The sequence below is a fragment of the Gayadomonas joobiniege G7 genome (assembly GCF_000300815.1).
Taxonomy (GTDB): domain Bacteria; phylum Pseudomonadota; class Gammaproteobacteria; order Enterobacterales; family Alteromonadaceae; genus Catenovulum; species Catenovulum joobiniege.
Map to the genome: position 1 here is coordinate 333618 of NZ_AMRX01000006.1, position 14370 is coordinate 347987.

Below are 14370 nucleotides of genomic sequence, written 5' to 3' on the forward strand. Positions count from 1 at the left end.
AGAAAAAAGCGCACAATTTGTGCGCTTTTTTTATGCATGTGGTTGCTGTGCAGGCCATCACCTTATTTTTGATGACGCTGCTTTAAAATCTGGATCACGTCTTTTAATTCTAGATCCATCGACTGTAATAACACAGTTAAATGATATAAAAGATCGGCCGATTCATTGACTAATTCTTCTTTATCGCCTGCTGTAGCGGCCAGCGCGACTTCTACACCTTCCTCACCAACTTTTTGAGAGATGCGTTTTACACCTTTTGCGTACAAACGAGCAGTGTAACTTGAATCTGCATCTGCACCTTTGCGGCTGGCAATTAAACGTTCAAGATCAGTTAAAAAGCTAATTTCAGGCTGAGCGTCTTTATCCCAGCAAGTTTCTGTGCCTAAATGGCAGGTAGGGCCTTTAGGATCCGCTAATGCGATTAAGCTGTCTTTATCACAATCGGTCGATAATTCAACAAGCTGTAAATGATTGCCAGACTCTTCCCCTTTAGTCCACAATCTGTCTTTACTGCGGCTATAAAAAGTGACCAACTGGCTTGCAAAGGTTTTTTCTAATGCGGCTTGGTTTGCATAACCTTGCATTAAAATTTTGCCAGACATTGAGTCTTGTACAATAAGCGGTAATAAACCGTCGCCTTTTTCCCACGCCAGTGATTGATAATTTTGTTCAGTAACTAACAAGGTCTGATCTCCACATTTTGGTTAATAAGCGTATTTTTAAGTTCATCCATAGCAATGACAGACTTATGAAATACACTGGCTGCTAACGCTCCGTCAACATCGGCTTCTTTAAACACACGGGTAAAGTGTTCAATCTCACCGGCACCACCAGAGGCAATCAGAGGTACTTTACAAACTTGGCGGACTAATTTTAGTTGCTCTAGATCATAACCTTGACGAACACCATCTTGGTTCATACAGTTTAAAACAATTTCGCCAGCGCCCATTTGTTGGACTTTTTTAACCCATTCAAGCGTGGTCCATGCCGTTTTTTGCGTGCGTTTTTCATCCCCAGTAAACTGATAAACTTCGTATTGTCCGCTGTCTTTGTTGTAAAATGAGTCAATGCCAACCACGACACATTGCTGCCCAAAGCGGACATTTAGCGCTTTAATTAGCTCTGGATTTGCCAAAGCAGGTGAGTTGATCGAAATTTTGTCGGCACCCATTTCAAGGATCTTCTGTGCATCTTCTACGGTTTTTATACCGCCTGCAACACAAAATGGAATGTCGATTTTTTCGGCAATTCGGCTAACCCAAGCTTTATCAACCACTCGGCTATCGCTCGAAGCCGTGATATCGTAAAATACCAATTCATCGGCACCCATTTGGGCGTATTTTTCAGCGAGTGGAACTATATCCCCAATAATTTCATGGTTACGGAATTTAACCCCTTTCACCACCTTACCATCACGAACATCCAAACAAGGAATTATGCGTCTTGCCAACATGCAATCGCCTCCTCAATGGTGAATTTACCTTCTAATAATGCGCGTCCCAAGATAACACCACTGACTTTGGCAGGTTTTAAATCGCTAATATCAGTTAATTGACCTATGCCACCTGAAGCTTGCCAATGAATATTAGGAAAGGCTTTAACTAACTCGCTGTAAAGCTCAACGTTAGAACCTTTTAAGGTACCGTCTTTACTGATGTCTGTACATAATACATGTCGTACACCCACTTGTGCAAAATCCGCCAATAGGTCTTCTAATTTAACCCCAGAGTCTTCTTGCCAGCCGTGAGTTGCAATCATTTTGTCGCCATTCGCATTAATATTAATGTCGAGTGCTAATACAATGGCGTTTGGACCATAGGTATCAATCCAGTTTTTAACTAATTCTGGTTGTTTAACCGCCAACGAGCCAATCACAACCCGTTCGACACCGGCTTCTAATAACTGTTCAACGTCTTTTTTACGGCGTATACCACCGCCTGCTTGAAAGCGCATTAAGCCGGTATCTACCATGCTTTTTATTAATTCTAACTGGCGTTTTTCTACATCTTTTGCACCTGTTAAATCAACAATGTGCAGCCATTTAGCTCCACCGTTAGCGTATTTTTTCACTACGTCGATCGGGTCGTAGGTGTATTCTGTTTTTTGGGCATAGTCGCCCTGATATAAACGAACAACTTTACCATCAATTAAATCAATAGCTGGAATGATCATGTCGGCATCTCCAAGAAATTTTTAATTATTTTGGCTCCGGATACACCAGAGCGCTCGGGGTGAAATTGTACCCCAAAGAAGTTTTTGTGCTGAATGCTTGCCGAAAATAACTGACCGTATTCACAACCGGCTAGAGTATGAGCTGAAGGGGCAACACAATAGCTATGTACAAAATAAAAATAATCTTTTTCAGTAATGCCGGCAAAAAGCGGGCTATCTGAAATTTTGCTTAGGGTATTCCAACCCATATGAGGTACACGAAGACCTTCCGCTAACAGAGGCTCAACTTTGCCAGGGATTAAATTTAAACATTCAACATCACCTTCTTGCGAATGGCTAGTCATTAGTTGCATGCCTAAACAAATGCCAAGTACTGGCTGAGTGAGTGTTTCAACTAACTCTGGGATGCCTTTTTTTCGAATAATTTGCATGGCTGCACCAGCGGCGCCAACACCCGGTAAAAAGACTTTATCCGCGGCTTTGATAACCGTAGGGTCGTCAGTGACTGTCACTTGGTAGCCTAATCGTTCAATACCAAATTTAAGCGAAGCCATATTGGCACATTCAGTGTTTATAATGACAATCTTCATTATAAAACCCCTTTACTGCTTGGTAATTCTGAGCCTTCAACTTTAATCGCCTGGCGCAGCGCGCGGCCAAAGACTTTAAATAAACTCTCAACTTTGTGATGATCGTTATCCCCATCTGTTGAGAGGTGCAGTGTGATACCCATAGCATCTGTTAATGAACGGAAAAAATGAGGTACCATTTCGGTGGCCATTTCACCCACTTTTTCTGTATTAAAATCGGCTTTTATTTTGCAATAAGGTCGGCCTGAAATATCCATCACACATTGGGCAAGGCATTCATCCATCGGCAGACTAAAGCCAAAGCGTCCAATTCCGCGTTTGTTGCCAAGTGCCTCTTTTAAAGCCATACCTAGTGCTAATGCGGTATCCTCAACGCTGTGATGATCATCTATATGTAAATCACCATTAACTTTAATGTTCATATAAAAGCCACCATGTGTTGAGATTTGATCTAACATATGGTCAAAAAAGCCGATGCCAGTACTGATGTCGGCTTTTTGCTTTTTGTCTAAATTAACTTCCACAGAAATTTGAGTTTCGCTGGTATCGCGCTGAATGTTCGCTGAGCGAGCCTGCACTGTCAATGCTTCAACAATATGTGCCCAATCGATACCGGGTTGACCGTAACGGAAACCTCTAATACCCATATTGGCGGCAAGCTGCATATCGGTTTCGCGGTCACCAATGACATAAGAATGGGCAAAGTCGACTTTACCTTGCTGCAGGTATTCACTCACCAAACCTAATTTAGGTTTGCGGCAACTGCAGTCATCAGCTGGAAAATGCGGGCAAATTAATACATCGTCAAAAATAACGCCTTGCGAGTTAAATACTTGCATCATTTTATTGTGTGCTAATTCAAAATCCGCTTGTGGAAAGCTGTCTGTACCTAAGCCGTCCTGGTTAGTGACCATTACAAGTTTATAACCGTGCTGCTGTAAAGTCAGCAAGGCAGGGACTACGTTTTGTTCAAAAACTAATTTTTCTAACGAGTCAAGTTGATAGTCAACCGGCGGCTCTTCTACTAAAGTCCCGTCTCGGTCAATAAATAATATTTTTTGTCTGCTCATTTTTGGTTAACCTTTAAATGCCTCTAATACGGCAATCACTGCATCGGTGTCAGCTTGTGAACCGATTGAAATTCGTAAACTATTGTCTAACATAATTTGGCCAGAATAATCGCGGATTAAAATGCCGGCGTCTAAAAAGGCTGCAAACAATGCTTTTTTAGCTTGACTACGAAACATAATAAAGTTTGATGCACTGTCAATCTGTTCATAAACATAGTCAGCTTTATCTAATGCAGTCTGAATGCGCTCTTTTTGCGCCAGCACTATGGCTTTTTGCTCGGCCATTTTGGCTAAACCACTTTCGGTTAATGCCTGGCAAGCGATTTGTGCAACTGGCCAGCTAATTGGGTAAGGTGGGATCACTTTACTCATGGCTTCGATAATATCGCGATTGGCTAATGTAAAACCACAGCGGATACCCGCTAAACCAAAAGCTTTTGACAGGGTGCGCATGACGGCTAAGTTATCGTATTTTGCTATCCAGCTAGCCACTGTTTGCTCACTCGCATATTCAATATAGGCTTCATCCACAGCCACTATCGCAGTGTTTTTAAAAATCTCTAAAACTTGTTTAATTTGCTCGTGGTTAACTAAGGTACCGGTTGGATTATTTGGCGCACATATAAAAACGACTTTAACCTTATTTTTAGCGGCTTTTATATTTTCTATATCGAGGCTAAAGTCTGTTTTTAGCGGAACTTTTTTAACCTCAATACCACAGGTTTGAGCACTAATCGCATACATACCATAAGTTGGCGGGCAGATTAAAACTTGCTCATCGTATTCGCAAAATGTTCTGATTAGCAGTTCAATGGCTTCATCAGCGCCGCGGCTAGCTAATACTTGATCAGTTTGTACACCAGCATAGTTAGCGTAAGCTTTAATTAACTCAGGTGGTTGGAAATCTGGGTATCGATTTAATACCGAACTGTCCAAATGGTATTCGTTTGCAAACGGAGATTCGTTGGCATTTAACCAGATATTGCCACCCGACATGCTGCGTCTAGCCGATGCGTAAGGCACTAGGTCACGGATATTATTTTTGGTTAAGGATTTAGCCAAAGTCGTCATCATTCATTTCCTTGTTTACTTTTTTGCAAACGAACACCGACCGCATTACTATGCGCTTGCAAGCTTTCGGCTTCGGCTAACGCCATAATGGCAGGGCCAATTGAATTTAAACCTTCTTCAGTTAACTCTTGAACTGTGTAGCGTTTGCTAAAATCAGCGAGGCTTAAACTGCTATAGGTTTTAGTGTACCCATACGTGGGTAGCACGTGGTTAGTGCCACTGGCATAATCACCTGCAGATTCGGGTGACCAAGCACCTAAAAAGATAGAGCCGGCATTTTCCAGTTTTGGTAACAGGGCACGTGCGTTTTCAGTTTGCACAATTAAATGTTCAGGTGCATATAAATTGCTAACAGTTACCGACTCTTCTAGCGACTCTGTAATAATAACTCGGCTATGAGATAAAGCGCCGCTGGCAATGTCTTTGCGCGGTAATTGCGCTAATTGTTTTTCAACGGCTTGCTGGCAAGCGTTTGCTTGCGCTTGGCTGTCGGTAACTAAAATCACCTGAGAATCTTTTCCGTGCTCTGCTTGCGACAGTAAATCGGCAGCGACAAAATCTGGATCGGCTTTATCATCAGCAATCACTAATACTTCTGACGGGCCTGCTGGCATATCAATCGCCGCGCCTGCGTGGTCTTGGCTCACTTGCTGTTTTGCTTCGGTCACAAAGCTATTGCCGGGACCAAATATTTTGTTCACTTTTTTAATGCTTTCGGTGCCATAAGCGAGCGCAGCAATTGCTTGAGCACCGCCCGACAAATAAATTTCATCAACACCACACACCTTAGCAGCATAGCGTATTTCAGCTTTGATCTGGCCTTCTTTGCCTGGCGGTGTCATTAACACTAATCGTTTGCAGCCAGCGATACGTGCTGGTGTCGCTAACATTAATACGGTAGATGGCAAAGGGGCTGTACCGCCTGGAATATACAAACCAACCGCTTCAATCGGCTGGGTATGTAATTCGCAAACCACACCTGGGCTGGTTTCAACTGTTAACGTTTGGGTTTTTTGTGCGTCGTGAAATCGTTTGATTTGGCCGTGGGCTAGGTCAATAGCCGATTTTACTTCGGCCGATAATTCATCGGCTGCATTATCAATCGCCGCTTGTTCAACTTTTAAGCTAGTTAAGTCAAGGCCATCAAATTTTTGCGCAAGTTCGAACAAAGCGGCGTCGCCTTGTTCTTTTACTTGTTGGATAATGCCGCTGACTGTATTTTTTAATTGTTGGCTATCGCCAAGGGCAGGGCGTGCTAGCACCGCTTGCTGCTCAGATTGGCTTAACTGATTCCAAATCAAGGTTTGCATCATAATCTCCACTTACAAACGGCCATTTATGACCTGCTGATAAATCTCATCCAGTTGAGCCAAAGATTCATCGACAAAACGAAACGCATCGTCCCTTTTATAACTGTCAGATGGGGTCCAATAGCGGGTTTTTAAGCTGTACGGGCGCAACCCTCGTACTGCGTCTTGTTGGCTACAAAAGATATCAACAATATTCGGTTTGTTGATCCAATTGTCGCCTAAGTTTTCTTGCAAAGCATGATACCAACAGGCAAATTGAAACAGTCGCTGCTCTTCAAAATAACCGACAGGTTCGAGTTTATCTAATAGTTGAATTAGGCCTTCATCATGTTTTTTGTTGTATTTGTAATAATCGACAACGTATAAACTTTCAGATAAAAATAACGGTGCACCTAACAAAACCAAATTTTTGCGCCGTAACGTTGAACCGGTTTGCACGATTTCTAAACCGACGTCGCCCGTTTCGCTGTCATTCACTGCATCTTCAACATCGTGTACGGGTTCGATATTTAGTTTTGGATAGCTTTTGTGTACTTTTTCAGCATAGCGACCTTTTACAAACACCTTGTTTTTATGGTGTTCAAGATGTGCCAGATAATCTTTTGGGTATCCGCTGCTGTCATCTTTAGGTTTTTGTTTTGCAATTAAAAAGAACCCCACCATATCCTGTACATCACGCTGCACCACATCATTATAACGGGTTAACATGGCCGACCCGGCTATGCGAACTTTATGTTCTTTTTTTAAATTATAGTTATACATGCCCCATTTGGTCGCGGATGAATTCAGTGAGTTATGCGTCACAGCCAATAATTCATCTAGGCCCGCCACGGCAATATCGGCTTCACCTAAACCAACCAGTGACGAACAATTGTGGGGCTCATCACCTTCAAGACGGATCCGAATATCGTCTAATTTGACATCTGCACCTAAAAAACCGACCCGATAAGGACGTTCTTCGCGTTTTCTGTCAATAAACATACCCAAATGACTGGCGACTGGCGAGTCCTGAATTGAGTCTAAATATTGTCGTGCGATCTGATAATCCTGATGTTTGTGCTTTTTACCGGCTTTAACGGCTTTAATCAATTCATCAGAGTGCGTTAATCCTGTCGCTTGACGACTGAATTTTTGGATAAAATTTTCAAATGTTCGACCGCTTCTGGGTACTGCCATAACAGCGTCGTAAATTGACATCTGTCGTTACCTTTCTTGTTGTATGTTAAACCGATAGTACGAGTTAAAGTAAAAGCTCGCAATTATACGTGATTGTCTCGTGCTTGTCGTCTTTGGCACAAAAAAAAGCCCCCGGACGTTACCTTCCGGGGGCTCAATAATCTTTTTTGATTTCCGCAAGGCCACTCTCTAGCCTTCCGATGACACTGAAGGCTCAGAAATAATAATGAGAATGATGTAAACCCGCCTTGCATAAAAGTGTCATAGTCTTTTCCTATAAAAATCAACAACCTTAAAATATCTTATCGGGCTGCTAAAAGCAAGCTTAAAGGCTGCTTTATTGGCTTTGCCAGCTGACTTTTAGTTGTTTTAACTTTTCTAGTCTAGCTTGCTCCATTTGTTGTTTAATTTGGGCACCCTGATAACCGGCTTCAACAAAGCTGCGAGCGGAAACTGATTGCACCTCACTGAGCGCTTTTTTCATATAGTCTTTTTGTGGATAGGGTCTATCTTCCAATCCTGTGCGGCCACGGGCATCGGCTTCGCAGACATCTAAAAAGTGTTCAAAACGTTCTGCTTTACGCCAGACATCAAAACGGTTAAAGAGTTTTAGCAGGGTACTCGGGCGTAGCTCAGTGACCTTGTGCAAATGGCAATGGTACTCACTAGCGAGTTTAGCCAGGCTTAAATAGCGATTTGGCAAGGGGATTCGCTCCGCCAAGGCTTCAATAACAGCAACACCGGCTTTTTCATGGCCAGGGTGAGAAGGCCAGTATTTTGGATCTGTTTTGGCTTTACCAAAATCGTGGCATAAAGCCGCAAAGCGAACTTCCGGTTTATCGTTGAGCAGACAAATTTGCTCTAGAACCAACATAGTGTGCAGGCCAGTATCAATTTCGGGGTGCCATTTAACAGGATTCGGAATGCCCCATAAGCGATCTAACTCCGGAAGTATTTCAGCGAGCGCTTTTGTTTTTCGCAACACTTCAAAAAAGGCACGCGGCGTCTGACTACACAATGCTTTTTCAAGTTCGCCGAATACTCGCTCTGGGGTGAGCTCGATCAGCTCGCCTGACAGGCTCATCTGTTGCATAAGTTCACTTGTTTCTGGAGCAATTTTAAACCCTAAATGAGCAAACCGAGCAGCAAATCGAGCGGCTCTTAAGACTCTCAGCGGATCTTCTGAAAACGCCGGACTAACATGGCGTAAAACTTTATTGTTTAAATCATTTAGGCCGCCCCAAGGATCGATCAGATCGCCATTTTCATCTTCAGCAATGGCATTAATAGTTAAATCTCGTCGTGCAAGGTCATCTTCTATACTGATATCAGGCGAAGCGTCACAAATAAAGCCATTATAACCACGACCACTTTTACGTTCGGTTCGCGCCAGTGCATATTCTTCACCATTCTCTGGATGTAAAAAAACCGGAAAGTCAGCGCCAACTTGTTGATATCCAGCGTCTAACATCTGTTTAGGCGTTACGCCAACAACAACCCAATCTCTATCTTTAACCTCAATATTTAATAGCCGATCACGAACGGCGCCGCCAACTAAATATTTCTGCATGCATCAACCCTTTAAATTTGCCACGAACCAGCCTACTATAACGCCAAACATACCGGCAGATAAAATAATACTTATGTACCAAGGATTTTTTGGCTTAAATGAAATTCCATTTTCAATAGCCCCCAACCCAGAATATTTATATATGAGTGAGCGTCATAAAGAAGCGCTCGCTCACTTAATGTTTGGTTTAAACGAAACGGGCGGTTTTGTGCTTTTAACTGGGGAAGTTGGGACAGGTAAAACGACTGTCTCACGGGCGCTGCTGGCCCAAATTCCCGAAAACACCCAAGTTGCTTTTGTGCTGAACCCAGGGCTTTCGCAATGGGAACTGTTAGCCAGTATATGCGATGAATTTAATATCAAATATGATGCAACTAATACGTCAGTTAAGGTGCTAACAGATGCGATAAAAGCCTATTTGTTAACTGCGCAAAAAAATGATCAGCGCTGCCTGTTAATTATTGATGAAGCTCAGCATTTAAGAGCTGAAGTTCTAGAGCAATTAAGATTATTGACCAACTTAGAAACGAATACTCGTAAATTATTGCAGGTAATATTAATTGGCCAACCCGAATTACAGGCTTTATTAAAACGCCAAGAGCTCAGGCAGTTAGCGCAACGGATCACGGCTAGATATCATTTATTGCCACTTGATGAAAACCAAGTCGCTTTTTATATCAACCACAGAATGCAAGTTGCCGGTTGCCCGCGTGCGGTATTTACCCGAAGTTCGATTAAACGCATTTATCAAATAAGCCAAGGCATTCCTAGAATTATAAATTTGTTATGTGATCGGGCGCTGATGGGGGCTTATGTTAAACAACAAGACAAAGTTGATCGTCAAATCGTAGAGCAGGCCGCCAAAGAAGCCCTTGATTACGAGAGCCCATCAAACGCCGGAAAAACTTGGCTAAAAGTTGGCGCTATTCTATCTGTCTGTGCACTCAGTGCTTTGGCGCTGTATACCAGTTATCAGCTTTGGTTGATGCAACCTGTTGGTGAAAAAAGCGAACAGACTGAGCAAGCAAAACACTCAACACTTAATTATGATAGCCCGCCTCAAAGTGTGGATAAAACAGATCAGCAAACACGGATGAGTGAGCAAGCGCAATATCCGCTGCCGAGTGCTGGTGTAAATACGGCAATGAAAAACTTAGCATCCGTATGGCAAGTTTCGATTGAACCAGATTCAGGTGATATTTGCGAGCAGATTCAATCGTTTGAACTAAGCTGTGCGAAATGGCGTGGCAGTGTTAGCCAATTGGCTCATTTAAATATCCCTATGGTTTTAGAATTAAATAACGATAAAAACCAAATTCAGTATGCGTTATTAGAGCAAATAATTGCTCCAAAATCAGCACCAGGCTCAAACATTCGTTATCAACTTTCGGCACAGCAAAAATCTGTCACTGTCGAGACTAACTGGTTAGCGTCAAATTGGCGTGGCCAAGCAATTTTATTTTGGCAACCGCCCAGGGTATTGAGCGGCCAACAAATTAATGCAAATAGTTCTGTTACTCAAATTCAGTGGTTAGAAAATCAACTGTCCGTTTTATTGCAGCAGACACGGCGCAAAGTGACCACATTTGATAGTCAGCTAAGCCAAAAGCTTAATCGTTTTCAGCGCCAACACGGCCTAAGTTTGACCCCTTTTGCCGACATCGACACTTTAATCAGCATACAACAATTGTCATTGCAGCATACGCCTAAACTTTTGCAGGAATAATATGTCTTTTCTTCTTGATGCATTAAATAAAAAAAGCCAATCTGACTCAGTTGAGTCAGGTGTGCCCCAAGCTATCTATGCCGATAGCAGTGAGCATGAGCATAAGTCAGGCCGTGCAAAAACGATAGTGAGCTTGCTGCTAATCGGTATAACGGCGTTTATCTGCGGTTATTATTTTGCTTCTCACAAGCCAGAACGGCAAAATCAACCCACTGTGCCTAGTACTGTTCTAAGTAAAATACAACCTGAGGCAGGTGTAACCGAGCACAGTGAAGAAAACAATTCACAAAGGTTAGCAACCGGTGAATTGCAACAGCAAGTTGTCGGCAAATCAGATCAAGCGTTCGTTGTTAAGTCGACAGATACCAGCACTCTGGCTGATATTCAAATTGGCTCTGCGGTGGCAGAACAAACAAACTTTGCTCAGTCGCAGACTGAGATAGCAAATCAGCAAGATAGTGATCCTGCAAATCAAAAAGCCAAACAGGTAGAACAAACATCCAGTCAGCCAACAAAACAACCATCGTCCACCACACAGAACGATGCGGTAGTAAATAAACCATCAAACAATCAGAAAACAGAAGCAGAGCCTTTGTCTAACACACAGAGCGCTAGCGAAAACAGCGGGATCGATAGCGAACTTTTAAAAAGGTTTCAACAAGCCGTTGATCAAACGATGTCATTGTCTGATGAACAAATTTCAAAATCTCTGGGCGGCGTCAATAAAGTACCCGCCTTAACCAGTCTGCCAGATAGTTTTGGTCGTTTAATTCCTAATCTGGATTTTCAGATGCATATTTATTCTAGTGAAGCTAAACAGCGTTGGGTAAAAGTAAATAACAAGATCGTTAGAGAAGGCCAAATAATTGCGCCCGGCCTTAAATTAGAAAAAATTGACCGGCAGCATGTTGAGTTGAGTTATCAAAACAAAAGTTTTTCGCTGCCGGCATTATCTAGTTGGTGATTTTATTCTTGGTTAAGTTGATCTTTTAATCGCTTAAGCGCAGCTTGAATTTTAAGCTGGTTATCTGGCCCCATGCGAATCATCATTTTTTGCAAATCAGATAGTGACTCTAATTCAGGGTCGGCAAACTTATACATTGCTGAAGGGGCGACTAATTTGATGTCCCCTTCAATAACAGGCGCTGCTAACGCGTCGTCTATTGCCCTAATTAAAGTCTGTTTAAAGCTAGAATTAGGGTAACCAATTTCTTCATAAACTTCGTTAATCAGTGGTTGATATTTATTTAAATAGTCTAACATGGTGGCGCTATCGAGCTGCGTGAATAAATTTACATAAGGGGTATATCTTTGGTACGAAGCTGGATCTAATAAATAGTCGCCATCGTCTGTTGGCTGAACTTTAAACTTTTCTTTAGGAGGCGTCACTGGACTTCTCGACTGCAATAAGTCGCCTCGCGCTGCGTTATCAATAAATACCACAAAATTTCTTAATAAATCTTTGTTAACAAAATTGATTTTGCTAATTGATTCCTGCTGATACGCTTGGCTTAAATCAGCTTTAACCACAGGATCACTGTCTTGCAATGGTGGCAGCTCAGGTTTTTTCGGTTTTTCAACTTCAACCACAGGCTCAGGCAAAGGTTCGGGCTCTGGTAGAGGTTCAGGCTCTGGTTCAGGTTCGACTTTCGGTTCTACTTGCGGTTTTTCTTCGATTTGAGGTTTGGACATATCGGGTATTTTAGCTGGCTGTTCAGTTTTTACCGGCTCTTGCTCATCTGAATCTGAATTCATAAAGTAGATAGCGCTAGCAACAATAACGAGGCCTGCAACCACACTCAATGCAATTTTAGACTTACTTTCAGTCGGAGAGGAATTATCGTTTTTTTGCATAGGTTTCTCCATTGTTACAACTTAAACGGTCGATAAGGAATATGTAAAGTGTAGGACTGATTGAAAAAAATAAAAGTTCATAATCAGGTTAAAGATAAATCGGTGCCATTCGCCGCCAATAATAGCCACGGTGAGCACGTTCCGCCCAAACGTAAATTTGATGGCGGATTTTTTTACGGCGTAATATGTCACTTAAATTACGATTATTTTGATAAAAAGGATCTTCCTCACCTATGACTAAAACAATTTTCATTTGTTTTAGTTGGTTTAGGATCTCAGGATCTTGAATATTGGGTAAAAAATGAGTTGGGGTATTAAAATAAACGTCCTCGTTATAATACCCATCAAATAAGTCTTTGAAGTATTCAACGTTCAATGTGAGATCGAAGCGACCACTAAAAGCGACTAGTTCAGAAAAGTGCTGCGGATGCCTAAATGCTATATTAGCGGCATGAAAAGCCCCTAAACTACACCCATGAGAGACTCTGACGGGGTGATCGTTTTTACCATCCATAAAGGGGAGTACTTCATTTAAAATATAGTTTTCATATGCAACATAGCGAGCAATACGGCCACTAGGATGGGCCCAAAAACAATAAAAAGATTCTCCGTCTATTCCATCTACACAAAAGAGTTGGATTTTGCCTTGTTCAATTTTTTCTTTTAAGCGGTCGGTAATACGTAGATTTTCGTATTCATAAAAACGCCCGCCACGCGTTGGAAATACCAATACTTTTTTACCGGCATGTCCAAACACTAATAATTCCATGTCACGCTGCAGGTGGTTACTCCACCACTTGTGATATTCTCGTTGCATTAAATACCTGCCTTCCATTACAGATCTTGAAAAAAATCACCTAGCTCTTCAATCAAGAGATCTTGTTCTTCTTTTTGTTTGTCATACTCACTATGCCCTTCGGTGAGTACAAATAGTTTTTTAGTACAGTTTAAAGCGTTGTAAATCGCAAATTGCCCCGGCGGAGCGACCACAGGATCTGAAAGTGCGGCGGCGATATGTATCGGGATTTTGGCAAATGATGCCGCAATTGCCGCGTCATAAAAAGGGAGGGTGAGCTCAGCAATTTCTGGGTGGCGCTTATAATAAAGCTGTACCGAAGCTGCACTGCCTGTGCTTTTTAAATTCAGCCTTAATGGCTGGTTGCCAAAACTTGGCACATTAAAGTGTGCTTTTTTTATTCTTGCATCAAATGCCGCGGCAATCATCCCGATACCACCAGAAAAACTAATGCCTAATAATCCAATGTGGCCAGATAAATTTGGAAATAACCTTAACAAACAACTCACTGCCGCCCAGGTATCTTCTACACAACCGCGTAAGATATAACGCCTTGGTTTATCTATATCATGTAACACATGCCATTGGGGTTGGCTAGAAACATTTTCAAACGGACTTTTTGAAATGCCGCGACAACATAAAAACAGCAGTGCGCTATCATGATTAAACGGCAAATCAAAATCTGGTTCGGATCGACCTGCATAACCATGGCCAATCACAAAACCACGTTTGATCTGGCCTGAAGCTGGCAGACATAACCACCCCCCAATTACGGCGTTATTGGTTGAGCGGAATTGAATATCAAATACACGCAAATTATCGCGCGTCAGACCCAAATCTTGAATGTTAGGATGAGGGGCGATACTTAAGGTTTTGACCAATCGTGCGCGCCAGAATGCTTCAAAATTGTCTGGTGTTGCTGGTCGTCTTATCTTTAACAGTTCATCCAGGGTGTATCCATACCCGGGATCAAAGTCGAATCTCGAATTGTGTGACATAAAAAACTAGTTAGTCGTTTAGTGTTATGAACTTAAT

General features: G+C 42.2%; 14 protein-coding genes. 2 read left to right on the plus strand and 12 right to left on the minus strand.

Going from position 1 to position 14370, the window contains the following annotated elements; translation table 11 throughout:
• Positions 1 to 62: 62 nt before the first annotated feature.
• The 9 genes from hisIE to C727_RS0108800 all read right to left on the minus strand — a co-directional run bounded on the left by hisIE (position 63) and on the right by C727_RS0108800 (position 8959).
• Entirely contained in the window at positions 63 to 683 is a 621-nt protein-coding gene (gene hisIE, locus C727_RS0108760; RefSeq protein ID WP_017445256.1) for a bifunctional phosphoribosyl-AMP cyclohydrolase/phosphoribosyl-ATP diphosphatase HisIE, read from the minus strand.
• Positions 677 to 1453: an imidazole glycerol phosphate synthase subunit HisF gene (gene hisF, locus C727_RS0108765; RefSeq protein ID WP_017445257.1), complete on the minus strand. Its 777-nt coding sequence runs from the start codon at positions 1451 to 1453 to the stop codon at positions 677 to 679. Before hisF ends, hisIE begins: the two co-directional genes overlap by 7 nt.
• The gene (gene hisA, locus C727_RS0108770; RefSeq protein ID WP_017445258.1) at positions 1435 to 2172 is read right to left on the minus strand and encodes a 1-(5-phosphoribosyl)-5-[(5-phosphoribosylamino)methylideneamino]imidazole-4-carboxamide isomerase; all 738 of its coding nucleotides are present in this window, start codon (positions 2170 to 2172) and stop codon (positions 1435 to 1437) included. The genes hisF and hisA overlap by 19 nt, the downstream gene beginning before the upstream one ends.
• Positions 2169 to 2762: an imidazole glycerol phosphate synthase subunit HisH gene (gene hisH / locus C727_RS0108775; RefSeq protein WP_017445259.1), complete on the minus strand. Its 594-nt coding sequence runs from the start codon at positions 2760 to 2762 to the stop codon at positions 2169 to 2171. The genes hisA and hisH overlap by 4 nt, the downstream gene beginning before the upstream one ends.
• Entirely contained in the window at positions 2762 to 3832 is a 1071-nt protein-coding gene (gene hisB, locus C727_RS0108780; protein ID WP_017445260.1) for a bifunctional histidinol-phosphatase/imidazoleglycerol-phosphate dehydratase HisB, read from the minus strand. Before hisB ends, hisH begins: the two co-directional genes overlap by 1 nt.
• Before the next feature lie 6 nt (positions 3833 to 3838).
• Complete coding sequence (hisC, locus tag C727_RS0108785) at positions 3839 to 4903, minus strand: histidinol-phosphate transaminase (protein WP_017445261.1); 1065 nt, start codon at positions 4901 to 4903, stop codon at positions 3839 to 3841.
• Positions 4903 to 6213 (minus strand): histidinol dehydrogenase, encoded by a 1311-nt coding sequence (gene hisD / locus C727_RS0108790; protein WP_017445262.1) that lies wholly within the window; start codon positions 6211 to 6213, stop codon positions 4903 to 4905. Before hisD ends, hisC begins: the two co-directional genes overlap by 1 nt.
• Positions 6214 to 6225: 12 nt before the next feature.
• Positions 6226 to 7410, minus strand: coding sequence for a hypothetical protein (locus C727_RS0108795; RefSeq protein ID WP_017445263.1), 1185 nt, complete (start codon positions 7408 to 7410; stop codon positions 6226 to 6228).
• Between the two features lie 316 nt (positions 7411 to 7726).
• A complete protein-coding gene (locus C727_RS0108800; protein ID WP_017445264.1) occupies positions 7727 to 8959 on the minus strand; it encodes a multifunctional CCA addition/repair protein in 1233 nt (410 codons plus the stop codon).
• A gap of 73 nt (positions 8960 to 9032) precedes the next feature.
• Here C727_RS0108800 and C727_RS18240 point away from each other — a divergent pair, with 73 nt between their 5' ends.
• Positions 9033 to 10685, plus strand: a complete 1653-nt coding sequence (locus C727_RS18240) for an ExeA family protein (protein ID WP_040459262.1) — start codon at positions 9033 to 9035, stop codon at positions 10683 to 10685.
• A gap of 1 nt (position 10686) precedes the next feature.
• Positions 10687 to 11649 (plus strand): general secretion pathway protein GspB, encoded by a 963-nt coding sequence (locus C727_RS0108810; RefSeq protein WP_017445266.1) that lies wholly within the window; start codon positions 10687 to 10689, stop codon positions 11647 to 11649.
• Positions 11650 to 11651: 2 nt separating this feature from the next.
• On the opposite strand, the gene C727_RS0108815 is transcribed toward C727_RS0108810, so the two are convergent.
• The 3 genes from C727_RS0108815 to C727_RS0108825 all read right to left on the minus strand — a co-directional run bounded on the left by C727_RS0108815 (position 11652) and on the right by C727_RS0108825 (position 14333).
• Positions 11652 to 12539 (minus strand): DUF3014 domain-containing protein, encoded by an 888-nt coding sequence (locus C727_RS0108815; protein WP_017445267.1) that lies wholly within the window; start codon positions 12537 to 12539, stop codon positions 11652 to 11654.
• A gap of 88 nt (positions 12540 to 12627) precedes the next feature.
• Positions 12628 to 13356, minus strand: a complete 729-nt coding sequence (locus C727_RS0108820; RefSeq protein ID WP_026052643.1) for an esterase family protein — start codon at positions 13354 to 13356, stop codon at positions 12628 to 12630.
• A gap of 17 nt (positions 13357 to 13373) precedes the next feature.
• On the minus strand, positions 13374 to 14333 hold the full coding sequence (locus C727_RS0108825; RefSeq protein WP_026052644.1) for an acetylxylan esterase: 960 nt from the start codon (positions 14331 to 14333) through the stop codon (positions 13374 to 13376).
• Positions 14334 to 14370 lie beyond the last annotated feature (37 nt).